The organism is Kluyvera ascorbata ATCC 33433 (genome assembly GCF_000735365.1).
Lineage (GTDB): Bacteria > Pseudomonadota > Gammaproteobacteria > Enterobacterales > Enterobacteriaceae > Kluyvera > Kluyvera ascorbata.
The window spans coordinates 1-10,871 of record NZ_JMPL01000132.1; the positions used below are offsets into that span (position 1 = coordinate 1).

Annotated in this window: 10 protein-coding genes; 6 read left to right on the plus strand and 4 right to left on the minus strand. The window is 43.7% G+C overall.

The window, feature by feature from the left end:
• Nucleotides 1-96: 96 nt before the first annotated feature.
• Both GKAS_RS20400 and GKAS_RS25495 read right to left on the minus strand, forming a co-directional pair.
• On the minus strand, nucleotides 97-1,728 hold the full coding sequence (locus tag GKAS_RS20400) for a YfjI family protein (RefSeq protein WP_051910819.1): 1,632 nt from the start codon (nucleotides 1,726-1,728) through the stop codon (nucleotides 97-99).
• Between the two features lie 106 nt (nucleotides 1,729-1,834).
• Nucleotides 1,835-2,146, minus strand: coding sequence for a helix-turn-helix transcriptional regulator (locus GKAS_RS25495; RefSeq protein ID WP_051910820.1), 312 nt, complete (start codon nucleotides 2,144-2,146; stop codon nucleotides 1,835-1,837).
• Nucleotides 2,147-2,416: 270 nt separating this feature from the next.
• Between GKAS_RS25495 and GKAS_RS20410 the strand changes: the two genes are divergently transcribed.
• The 6 genes from GKAS_RS20410 to GKAS_RS20435 all read left to right on the plus strand — a co-directional run bounded on the left by GKAS_RS20410 (nucleotide 2,417) and on the right by GKAS_RS20435 (nucleotide 9,339).
• On the plus strand, nucleotides 2,417-3,289 hold the full coding sequence (locus GKAS_RS20410; RefSeq protein ID WP_035896916.1) for a hypothetical protein: 873 nt from the start codon (nucleotides 2,417-2,419) through the stop codon (nucleotides 3,287-3,289).
• A 370-nt stretch (nucleotides 3,290-3,659) separates the two neighbouring features.
• The gene (locus GKAS_RS20415) at nucleotides 3,660-4,148 is read left to right on the plus strand and encodes a hypothetical protein (protein ID WP_035896917.1); all 489 of its coding nucleotides are present in this window, start codon (nucleotides 3,660-3,662) and stop codon (nucleotides 4,146-4,148) included.
• Nucleotides 4,145-4,480, plus strand: coding sequence for a lysozyme inhibitor LprI family protein (locus GKAS_RS20420; RefSeq protein ID WP_035896918.1), 336 nt, complete (start codon nucleotides 4,145-4,147; stop codon nucleotides 4,478-4,480). The genes GKAS_RS20415 and GKAS_RS20420 overlap by 4 nt, the downstream gene beginning before the upstream one ends.
• A gap of 82 nt (nucleotides 4,481-4,562) precedes the next feature.
• On the plus strand, nucleotides 4,563-4,997 hold the full coding sequence (locus GKAS_RS20425) for a hypothetical protein (RefSeq protein ID WP_035896920.1): 435 nt from the start codon (nucleotides 4,563-4,565) through the stop codon (nucleotides 4,995-4,997).
• Nucleotides 4,998-5,261: 264 nt separating this feature from the next.
• Nucleotides 5,262-6,236, plus strand: a complete 975-nt coding sequence (locus GKAS_RS20430; RefSeq protein WP_035896921.1) for an AAA family ATPase — start codon at nucleotides 5,262-5,264, stop codon at nucleotides 6,234-6,236.
• 481 nt (nucleotides 6,237-6,717) lie between these two features.
• A complete protein-coding gene (locus GKAS_RS20435; RefSeq protein ID WP_035896925.1) occupies nucleotides 6,718-9,339 on the plus strand; it encodes a S8 family peptidase in 2,622 nt (873 codons plus the stop codon).
• A gap of 170 nt (nucleotides 9,340-9,509) precedes the next feature.
• On the opposite strand, the gene GKAS_RS24975 is transcribed toward GKAS_RS20435, so the two are convergent.
• Together GKAS_RS24975 and GKAS_RS20440 are read right to left on the minus strand one after the other, a co-directional pair.
• Nucleotides 9,510-9,998 (minus strand): hypothetical protein, encoded by a 489-nt coding sequence (locus tag GKAS_RS24975; protein ID WP_147281528.1) that lies wholly within the window; start codon nucleotides 9,996-9,998, stop codon nucleotides 9,510-9,512.
• Between the two features lie 86 nt (nucleotides 9,999-10,084).
• A partial coding sequence (locus GKAS_RS20440) for an Ig-like domain-containing protein (RefSeq protein WP_035896926.1) occupies nucleotides 10,085-10,871 on the minus strand: 787 nt, incomplete at its 5' end.

Sequence of the window (10,871 nt, forward strand, 5' to 3'; positions counted from 1 at the left end):
TTATAACCTCAATCACATCAATATGAGAATGACCTCTTTACTTTCAAATGAAATTGATAGGGTTTCGACATGAAGTTGATGTGTTAATTCATACCCCTAAGCACCAGTTGGTAAGTCTGATACGTCAATATAACTAGAATTCCCATCATTTAAATTCTGTCGCTGAACAATGTTGTAATAAAAACATTCGTTCCCTGTGCATATGCTTCCGTTTGAGAGAATACCTGCAATGTATTCAGTTCTTGAATTTCCTATTGTTATGATGCAACACAAATTCTGGTTGATAAGTTGATCTAATATCGGTGTTAGCCGTTTAGCCTGCCTGAGTCGGCCTGGACCATATTGTAATAATTCATGTTTAGGAAAAGGTCTACCCTGGTTCTGAACCAACTTCTTATTAATGAAGCACCAAAGGTTTCGGCCATCCTGTTGACGTAAATATTCCTCTGACATGGGGTAAAATAGGCTGCTCGACTGCATGATGAAATAATAAACTATCTCAATGGCGTTGCTCATTTGCTTTCCAGAAATCTCTCCGTTATAGAACATTTCGGCCCACTCATTATCTTGCACTGGTTTAAATTCAAAGAATACGAATATGGCAGCGATTCTACATGCTTGCTCTATTGCTTTTGCACCCACATCGCGGACATGAGCTAATCCTCCCTTTGGCGCAATTGCGGCTTCAATTTCATTTTTTTTCTTTCGGATAACTTCTTTTGCATCATCGGATAATCTGATTTCTTCTTTTGGGATGCTTTTATCATAAAACCTGGCCTCCAGTAGCGTTAAAATTTTACTGATACGTTCATGGAGTGGTTGTAATGCCAAATTAATCCCTTCGTCATCAAAGTAAGAACTACGCTTACCTATTGAGCTGTTGACATTCGTAAAAAGGATGCGAGCCATAAAACCACTTTCTTTTGCCTCTGTACCATTTTTTTCTAGATATTTCGAAAATACACCAGGTTGAATCATTAACAACATCATCAAACAAAGCTCGACCTCATAGCTTTCGCCATCAGCTCTGTTTAAAGAATATGTACCTCCATCCCACGCTTTGTTCAATAGCCCAAGATGCTTTTTCAGTGGGCCGTTAAAAAATGAAATTGCTTCATCCGTAAAGATCCCTAGTGCCGAATGTTCACTTAACATCTGAATTAATGCCTTACCAGTAACATCTTCCAATATAAATTTGGGTTCGACAGGTCGTGTTGGTTCATTTAGACTGTGAGCTCTTAGTTGCTCCATGGCATCTTCCATTCCACAACCTGTCTTTATTGCTCGTCTTAAACTGGCTTCAAAACCTTGCCTTGCTGTTTTCCAGATTTCATACTCGGTTTTATAGGCGCCAAGTCTTTTTTTATGTTCCTTGCTCATTTTTTCCAGTAGCTGATGGACTGGTTTCATGATTAGCCGAGAAATAAACGTTTTTCCTTCACCTGACTCAGCTAACGTTACGAGATATAAAGAGCAAGGTCCCGGCATTCCAGTGCCGGGAGAAATAATGCAAATAAGATACTGGCAGACCAGAGACAGTGTAGCAAGCATAGTGCTTGCTGTTAATTCGATGGGAATACCAGCAAGCTTGAAAATACGTATAGCCGCATTTTTTAATGAGTCAGGAAAACATTGTATTGGGAATGGGTTTTCCAGTTGCGTAGTCTTTTCTATTTTAATAAGTCCGTTCTTATCATATCCAGTGGCATATTTTTGTTGATTATTCATCATGTTGCCCTTATCAATAGCTGAACAAATAGCACAGAGGTGATGTGTTATATGGGGAATTAATTATTTAATTTATTCTGGTGTTGCCAGGGTAGATTGCAATGAATTATCTCTTTGCTACCCGTTCTTCAATCCATTTATCCAACTCGCTTTTTTTCCACCTTGATGAACGAGATAATTTGATTGGCCGCGGGAACATTCCTTTTTTAATGAGAGCATAAAAATACTTGTCACTGAGTCCGGTATAGGCGGTGATAAAATCCAAGCCGATAAGCCGCTCACCTTCTGGAGGAAGAAGGGTATGAGTCTTCTTGAGCGTTTTTTTAGCGCGTTGGTTGTGCTCTTTCTCTGCGGTAGTGGATAAATTTGCTGCCGTTGGTTTGCTCATCATTGTCGCTTTGTCCTGGTATTTGGTCATTTTGTTTCCTCCCGGTTCCCCTCAGGGGCTCCACGTTCTTGGTGGAAGCCACTCTACATAAGTGCCGGAAGGCCCAGATATCCCGAAAGCAAAAAAAAATATTTAATTTGCTATGACTATTGACGTAATCTTCTTTTCGTGATTCTAGGTGTGGTGTTGTCTGAGCGTTCAGGGCAATGTGTCTTCGTAGGGCATATCGCATTGAAATGACTTGTAGCTTGAGGCATAAAGGAATTTGGGAAATGTGTTGATTTCGAAAGGAGAGGGAAGATGGGAAGGGAAAAGGGTGCTAAGAAATTTAATGATGTGTATGGTACTACACCTAGCGATTATTATTGGACTCGAATTATCCAATATCAATCCGTCATTGAGGCATCTGAACGAGGTGATTTAGGGAAATATCTTTATAACAACTTTTATCAACTGAAGCCTTTAGAGCAGATTTATGTTAGGGAACTAAAGCCTGCATTTGATATCTGGTTGAAAGCCTTTATAGATGAGCCGGAGAAAATACAAACTGCGCTGAAAAAAAAGATCTTTGAAGTCCCTATTGAAATATTCATGATGGTTGATAGAAGTGAAGTCTATGACACATTATTTCATTATCTGTTTAAGGAAGAGGTAACGAAAGACTTTGTGATGGGTGAGTTAGATTGTCTTCTTGATAATGATGCTGTCCCTTATACAAATTATTTTGATGTGTCCTGCTACTTCTTTATTTATGCAACACGGTGTTTTATCGAGGAGGATGTTGGTAATGCGGAAGAGAACCATCTTCGGGCAATGTATGAAGCTATCAATTTCTTGAACAAATTTATGCTTAAGCATGAGATTTATCAGCAAGAAAAAATGAATGAAGTTAAGAAGGATGCATCCAGAAAGGGTGGTGAAAACAGGTTGTCAAAGCTTCGATTACCGGTTGTGAAAATTTTGAAAGATGAGGTTTTGAAAGGTACGACCACTTTTAAAAATGTGCGGGAGCTCACTCAATATATCGTCGGTGAAGTAGAAAGAACTCATCGGGATAAGGACATAGTTTTGCCGGATGATTTATTTGATACCATTTATGGTTGGTCGGAGTCTGCTAAGTCAGACATTTCTATTCTTTATTGGATGTTATTAAATAAAAAATCAACGAAATGAGGCTGCCGGCAAAGGCTTAGCAAAGCATTCTCTTCCTAGAAATCATTGGGATTTGGGTATGAAATGAGCTGTCAAGACGGGCACATTTTTGTTCGCAGGGGAAGACGTAATTGGACACTGAGATTTAAATAGGGCACAGGGTCCGAGATTGTACTTTGTTTACATTAACGCATCGCAACGCTGCTCCTGTTTGCGATTCTGGCGATGTTGTAAGCTTAGTCGGCTTCGAACCTGACTTTATGTGAGATCGAGCGTGTCCGCGATTGCGGCTAAGTTGGTGAGACTGGCGAAAATTTGATGTAAAGCAAGAACGCACTATGCCTGCTGTTCATATCTTCGATCATGGATAAACGCATAAAGGGAGTTTTGAATGGATCGATACTTAGCAGTTTCACGAGCGTTGAAGTCTCTGGCCATGATTGCTGGGGTTATGTGCTGTTATACACAAGCTGCTGAGACACAGCTTAACAATGTGCAGAGACAGTATCTGGATCATCTTATCCATACGCAGCTTAACAACCAGGCTGACCGAGATTATGTGAATAACAGCTGGACGGAAGCACAGAGAGTGGCGGAGTTCATCTGTAGGCCCCTGGCGCAGCAAGAGATTGCTCGCCAGCATGCCGGGGTAGATAAAGTGATCCTCGATCAGGGTAAGGAGAATACACAACATCTCTTGTCAGACCATCTTTTGACTGGCAATGGAGAGTATCGAACCGGCAATACATGGACGCCGTTCTTGTTTGAGTGCGAGATTTCTACACAAACGGGTAAAGCAGTTAAATTTAGACTACTGGATAAAGCTGTAAGAACTATGGCTCCTGGCCCGGCCATCCATCATCGGAACGTTACGCAATGAAATTAAAAATGTCTGTGGCGTGTATCATCTCGTTGATTTCATTTTCTACGTTAGCAGCCAGTTTTGACTGCCATCACGCGAAATACGCAGATGAAAAAGCGATATGTTCAACACCTGCTCTGAACGATCTGGATGTAGAAATGAGCGTTAAATACCATTTTCTGCATGGACTCTTTGCCATGGGGGCTGCAGGAGCGTTAAAGGATGAGCAGGATACATGGCTGATGGAACGGCGTCAGTGCCAGGGGGATATTGGTTGTCTTACAAATCAGTACCAGAAAAGGATAAAGACACTGAACGATTTGTATAACGCGATAGACAAACCCATCTGAAATAAGGGGCGAGTAGCTGACTGCGGTGCTGGCTATACCGCCCCGAGAATGAAGGTTAAGAAAAGACAAAAAAGGATGTGATATGTTCAAGTGGTTTAAATATTTACTCGTCAGGCCGTATACCAAACCGGGATTGTTTCTTCATGTCACCCCCATTGATAATCTCGGCGGGATTATTGTCGCAGATGATGCAGAGAAAGAGACGCTGATCAATAATATAAAGAATGGCAATGAGCAACTTTGCTACGTTGATATCAATCCGACAAAAAATGAATATAGAAATCTAACAATGAAAGGCATTGGTGATAATCGAAAAGGGTATGTATATTGCTTTTTGAATGAAATAAATAGCGCCACATTGTTCTTAAATCTTTTTGGCCGGCATGATCGTGAGTCAAACGTTTGTATTGCGATATCCAGTGCTAATGCGAAAAGCCCAAGATGGTTGCGGTGGATCGATAACTCGCTGATCCTACAAGGAGGATATAAGGGCCCGGCGGTAATAAGGAAATTATGACCGCATTGGGTTTCAGATGTCCTCGCTAGAATGAAGTTAGGTGTGTTATCGGGTATTTAATTATTAGGATGAGAATTGAGTTATGCAGTTTGGGTAATTTAATGTGGGGGTATAGACAGGCAACATAAGGATTGCCAGAACTTATTATTCTATATAAGGCATGGCTGTTTGCCTGATGATACAAAATGCCATTTGATATATACAGGTATTCGTAATATTCTTTAAGGGGATAAACCGTGCATTCTGTGCGGCATGAGGTGAGATATGGCACGGGCCGATTTGGTTCTTAATCTGGTAGAGACGGGGATGCGTGGCGACCTGACTCGCTTTAAAAAGACAGCAGAAGCAATCGCTGCTGAGGCTTCTGCACGTCATCAGCATATCCTTGCTGATAAGCTGAAAACTCTCCTGACTCTATCTCCGCATGCTGAAGGGCGTAGGTTTACCCAGGATGTGGCACTACAGAATGCTTTTTATGAAACGCAGCCTCAGAAGACGTTGTCTGACCTTGTACTGCCAGAAACTGTCGTGAGCCTTGTCACAGAAGTCATTGAGGAACATGCTCGGCGCGATCTCTTGCGCTCTTACAATCTTGAACCTCGTCATAAGCTGCTATTTTGTGGTTCACCTGGAAATGGTAAAACCACCCTAGCGGAAGCGCTGGCTTATCACTTATCAGTGCCGTTCTTTACAGTGAAATATGAAGGTTTGATCACGAGTTACCTTGGACAAACTGCCCAGCAGATAGATAAGCTTTTTGATTTCATCAAGACTCAACGTTGTGTTCTCTTCTTCGATGAATTCGACGCTATCGGTAAAGAGCGAGAGGACTTGAATGAGAATGGCGAAATGAAGCGAGTCGTGAACTCACTCCTTAAGCAAATTGACCTGCTCCCTAGTCATGTTGTTGTTGTTGGTGCAACAAACCATGAGTCGATGCTGGACAAGGCTATCTGGCGCCGTTTTCAGGTACAAGCTACGATCCCATCACCCACTAAGGCGATGGCTGAACGGTGGTTCATCAGTTTTGAGGAAAGAATAGGGCATTCTCTCGGTTTAGCGCCGTCAACACTTGCCCAAAAACTTGCCGGACTTAGTTTCGCTGAGCTGGAAGAGTTTGGACTCGATGTTCAACGTAAGTATGTCCTTGGGCTTCCCCAGAGCGAAAAGAAAATGAAATCCATTACTACGCATTGTCTTAAATTCTGGACAGACCGTTATAAGGTGGACAATAAATAGGGGCGGGCATAGACATCTCCCGAGTGCGGATACTTTATAGGGTTAACGTGATGAGCTCTTCTTACTCGATTCTCTGTTAACTCTTTTAAATGAACTGCCCTCAGAGCAGCGTCCCAGGTTTGCAGTCTTAACTTAAATTTTTCATTTTCTTCAATAGCAGCCGCCGCATGCTTTTTGTTACAACGTTATGCGTCGATTCTTCTGTGCTTTTATATTCAAAACTATTTTAGCGGCAGTATAGTTAAGATATTTTTTCTTTGTCACAACTAAAGTTGGTCGTGCGTCTTTTTTTATATTGTAAACTGATTTTTTGAATTTGGTGATATATCTTTATCGTTCGTGACCTGTAGATGATTTTCTTGGTTTTCGGGCCCCTCTCTCTATGTTAATTTCAATATTGTATTTTTTGTTGAGATATCGTCGAGTTTGGTTGCTTCTATGTAAATCCTGAGTATGAAGAATTCTGGATAAGGAAACTTATATGGATTTGAATCCGCTTCTTGTTTTTAACGCGCCCTCAACTTATGGCAGGAGAGATCGATTGCAAGGAGGAGGCGGTGGTGGTGAGCTTCACACTCCACAGGGCACACAGGCTGCCCGCATATTCCCTAAACTTGATGCGATTGAACAAACATTTGCAGAGCATATCCAGCTTGCTGATGCACCGGATGGTATGGTTCCTGAGAAAGTGCTCGTACTTGAGGTCGCTGGAGACCCCGGAGAACTATCGAATAGACTGAGTCGTATAGAAGGTCTTGAATTTATGACCTCGGTTGTGGAAAAAGAGAAATACTCTGACGACGATTTTTATGTTTTAACAGACGGCGAACGAAAACCTGTCACACGAACACTCTATTTGAGTATGAGTAATCAGGCGGGCTTACAGCGTTTACGGCGTATGTGGACAGCATTTAACGACAACAGAATTATCGACAGAGGTTTTACACCGGTAACCAATGCATTTAGCCAGCTGATCGATATCCGAGCCTGGAGTACCAAGGATCGTCTTGAATCGACCCGATTACTGGAAGATTGGACGGAGCGTGTTGAGCACATAGAAGAATATGGTGATGAGTATGTGCCGTTTGAAATTGAGCTCTGGTATCGCAGTAGCCCTGTTCGTCGCCAGCAAAGTGAAATCCTGCTTCGTGAAGTCATAGAACGCTCTGGCGGACGTATTGATAAAACGTGTTTACACAGTGGTATCCATTACCATGCTCTGCTTGGTTTTTTGCCTGTTAGTCGAGTCAGTGAGGTCCTTGAGCAAGGCGCAGAAGTCTTAGAGATAATGAGATGTGATGACGTCATGTTCTTTCGCCCTCTTGGTCAGTGTTACACACCTGGGATCACGCTAGAAGATATTGGGGACCCTGGGCTACCTCAGTTACCTGAGTTAAGGGAGGATGAAGAGCTATCTTCGCCGTCCGTTGCTCTGCTTGATGGCCTGCCGCTTGAGAACCATCTGGCGCTGCGGGGGCGTATTGAGGTCGACGATCCTGATGAGTTTGCCGAAATGTATGCAACAGCTACAGAACAGGTGCATGGAACGTCGATGGCGTCGTTGATTATTCATGGTGATATGAATGGTCAACCAGAGTCGCCACTGGAACGTCGACTGTATGTCCGCCCTATAATGGCTCCGGAGGGAATACAAGCAGAAGGGAGGCGCCGTGATGAGCATATTCCCGTTGCTTACTTGCCTGTTGATCTGATCCATCGGGCCGTATTGAGGATGAAAAGAGGTTCTGCAGAGATAGGACCGACCGCACCAGGGGTTGTGATTATCAATCTGTCAGTGGGGGACCGTTACCGCTTATTCGATACGCAGATGAGTCCATTTGCGCGTATGCTTGATTGGTTGTCATTTACCTACAAAGTTCTTTTTGTGGTCAGTGCCGGAAATCATGACCCTTCTTTGCACCTTGAAGGTGTCCAGGAACAGCAGTTTAACGCCATGACTCCAGTGCAACTGGAGGAGGCTGCATTACGTGCAGTTATCCGTCAGCGCCACCTACGACGAATGATGTCCCCGGCTGAAGCCATTAATGCCATTACGGTCAGTGCAGTGCACGAAGATCAGTACGCTGGACCACTGCCCGTCAGGCGTATTGATGTGCTAAGCCAGTGTGGCCTGTTCAGCCCGACCAATCCCATTACCTTGGGGCGGCGGAACATGATTAAACCGGAAATTATGATGCCTGGTGGGCGCCTGACGTACGTAAATAATACGTATCGTGCACGGGATGACGTCGTGCTGACCTCTCCGGCGAGCAATGCTCAGGGGCCAGGCATAAAAACGGCCTTGCCGTCGCCATTACCTGGCAATGTAAACGGATATGGTTATACCGCTGGAACCAGTAATGCGGCAGCGCTTGCGACCCGCCGTCTCGCATTTTTATACGAATCCTTACAGGATATGAAAGCCTTTGATGAATCGCAGGCTCTGTCGCATGCCCCTGATGCGGTTATTCTCAAAGCGTTAATGGTTCATGGCGCTGAATATCAGGCAGTGGCACGGGAAGTCATTGAACAACATTTTAAAACAAGAGAGACTTCACGGACGTTTAAATCACATCTTAATCAGATGTTTGGGTACGGACGCGTAAATGAAACCCGGATCCATGGGTGCCTTAACAATCAGGCCACGCTTATCCATACTGGAACAATTGGCCACGAACAGTCTCAGGATTATACGCTTCCGTTGCCGGTGAGTTTATCAGCAGTCACAGTCTCGCGAAGATTAATCATTACCTTGGCATGGCTGTCACCTATCCGATACGATCACCAGGACTATCGTGTCGCTCAACTCTGGGCATCGCCAGGGCAAGACTTATTAAATGTTAATGAAGCCGACTATTATCATCATTATTTGAAAAATGGCACTGTATTCCATGAAGTTAGAACGGGCGAGGATGCCAGCATCTTCACCGAAAATGATCGGATTAATATTCGTGTAAATTGCAGGCTGCTTGCGGGGATTACGGAAATGAACATTCCTTACGCATTGGTTGTGACTTTGGATACTCCCGACGTTAATGTGCCGGTATATCAGGAAGTCAGGACCTTGCTTGAGGTAGATGCAGCACGGCAACAAGTACGTTAAATGGGCAATCACCCTAGGCGATTAAATTTCTCCATTGAAATGCTGGTCATTACGATGGCCAGCATTATGCCGCGTCTTTCAGTCGGTAACTTTTGTTTCTCCAGACTTAATTAGTAAAGTTGGCTGTGTTTTAGACAATTGCATGCTACTGATAAGGTTCAACACTGGGCTTAATACCGAATATCCACCCGGCCCCGAATGCCCCCCCCTCCTACATCCAGGGCTGATATCAAGGCGTTCCAGGGAGCATCCGCAGAAGCGTAACCACGACCACCGTTCATAAATACAGAAATAGGTCGCTGCTGATCGTATGGGTCTTGTTTGTACGGCCCCCGGTCCACTGCATATGTTACTACAGTCTGTGAACCGGTTGCACAACTCGCCGCATCGTTTATTAAAACGGACAGCAAAGTCTGCCATGGCTCCCCTGATATTTTACTATTACATGAGCTTGTCGATAAATCATTGTACACGCCAAGAGAGCAATAAGAGGTGTAAAAATCAACAGCATATTGAACATTTTGCCCGGCATAAGGAACAGCATAAAAATACTGTGTCACTGGAATTTTTACTGTTTGGCTAAAACCAGTGGGTGCCCCTACATAGGAAACTTCACTTGATGTTTCAGTTTTATTATTATTTCCCCATTCTGTTATCACTCTGACAGCAGTGGAAGCAAAGTCCTGTTTTGTTGCAGGGTTTATGGGGATCCAGTCGGCTTTTGAGTAGCCAAGAATGGGTAATGTTAACGTTTTACCTGCATTATTAACCAGAGGGACCGTCGTTTTGAAGCCAATTCAACTTCTTTTATCTTAGGCACAATTGTCAATTTAGAGAGGGGCGCCCCAGCTAACAAATTAGGGCCTCCCGCATTAACAAGGCCAACCTGTTCGCCAATATATTCATTAACATCATCTTCGCTTTTTGCCCCAGCACTAACGGTAATTGTATTTGTTGCTTCATCCATTGATGTTGCTACATGTCCAGTATCAAAATCAGGTACTGTGATATTTAAATCTGCGGATTTCCAGGTCGCAATATTATTGAAACGGTCAAAAAGATGCGCCTGGAATCCCACGTTCTGGCTATCAGAGGCAACCGCCGCCTGAGCAAGATTATTATAAGAATCGACTACGGTATGGGCCGCATCAGGAGCTGCACCAATTGTGCGGACAGTATCCTGCAGATTTGGCAGCGTATTACCGAATGCCGCACTGTTAACCTGAACGGTTATGGCATATTGCTGTGCTTTAGTGGCGGTCAGTACCGCAGTGTAGGTCCCATCCTGGTTATCAACAACATTTGAGACAGCCACGCCAGCGCCAGCATCAGCGGGTGTAACGTTGAAGGATACTGTCTGGCCCTTCACAGGATGATGTGCAGAGTCATTAATAGCTAGCGTCAAGGTCGCTTTTGTTTGTAAATCAGTATCAGACTGCTCGCCCGCAGTAATTGTCTTATTTGTCTGGATTGTAACAACAGAGAGTGTTGAATTAGCCGCATCAGGTACGGGTTGACCAACCTGAATAAGC

Bases quoted from the DNA above. Each gene is read 5' to 3' on its own strand.
- GKAS_RS20400 (WP_051910819.1), bottom strand. From the start codon at position 1,728: ATGAATAATCAACAAAAATATGCCACTGGATATGATAAGAACGGACTT.
- GKAS_RS25495 (WP_051910820.1), bottom strand. From the start codon at position 2,146: ATGACCAAATACCAGGACAAAGCGACAATGATGAGCAAACCAACGGCA.
- GKAS_RS20410 (WP_035896916.1), top strand. From the start codon at position 2,417: ATGGGAAGGGAAAAGGGTGCTAAGAAATTTAATGATGTGTATGGTACT.
- GKAS_RS20415 (WP_035896917.1), top strand. From the start codon at position 3,660: ATGGATCGATACTTAGCAGTTTCACGAGCGTTGAAGTCTCTGGCCATG.
- GKAS_RS20420 (WP_035896918.1), top strand. From the start codon at position 4,145: ATGAAATTAAAAATGTCTGTGGCGTGTATCATCTCGTTGATTTCATTT.
- GKAS_RS20425 (WP_035896920.1), top strand. From the start codon at position 4,563: ATGTTCAAGTGGTTTAAATATTTACTCGTCAGGCCGTATACCAAACCG.
- GKAS_RS20430 (WP_035896921.1), top strand. From the start codon at position 5,262: ATGGCACGGGCCGATTTGGTTCTTAATCTGGTAGAGACGGGGATGCGT.
- GKAS_RS20435 (WP_035896925.1), top strand. From the start codon at position 6,718: ATGGATTTGAATCCGCTTCTTGTTTTTAACGCGCCCTCAACTTATGGC.